We start from the raw sequence: 395 nt of genomic DNA, 5'->3' as shown, positions 1-395 counted from the left end.
GGCCGACGCGGAGCGGCTGGGCCTGGTGAACCGGGTCGTCCCGGACGCCGACCTGGACAAGACGGCCCGCGCCTGGGCCGAACGCCTCGCCACCGGCCCGACCCGCACCCTCGCCCTGACCAAGCAGCTCGTCAACACCTCCCTCGACGCCGACCGCGCCACCGCCTTCGCCGCGGAGGCCGCCGCACAGGAGATCAACATGACGACTGCGGACGCGCAGGAGGGAGTACGGAGCTTCGTGGAGCGGCGGAGCCCGGCGTACAAGGGCTGCTGACCCTTCCCATCTGATGGACCGTCAGCTTCAATGGCGGTGTGATGGGACAAGCAGGAATGGCCGAAGCCGCCGTCCGCTACCTCAGGTCGGTCCGCACACCCGCCCCGGAGCCCGTCGACGC

At 71.4% G+C, this 395-nt stretch carries 1 protein-coding gene; it reads left to right on the top strand.

Annotation, left to right across the window (positions count from 1 at the left end):
- The coding region (locus tag CCL05_RS46875; RefSeq protein ID WP_244204603.1) for an enoyl-CoA hydratase/isomerase family protein at positions 1-274 on the top strand (274 nt) is incomplete at its 5' end.
- Between the last annotated feature and the right edge of the window lie 121 nt (positions 275-395).

The organism is Streptomyces africanus (genome assembly GCF_002150735.1).
Classification (GTDB): domain Bacteria; phylum Actinomycetota; class Actinomycetes; order Streptomycetales; family Streptomycetaceae; genus Streptomyces; species Streptomyces africanus.
Note: the sequence above shows the minus strand (reverse complement) of the source record. Positions and strands in the feature narration are given on the sequence as shown.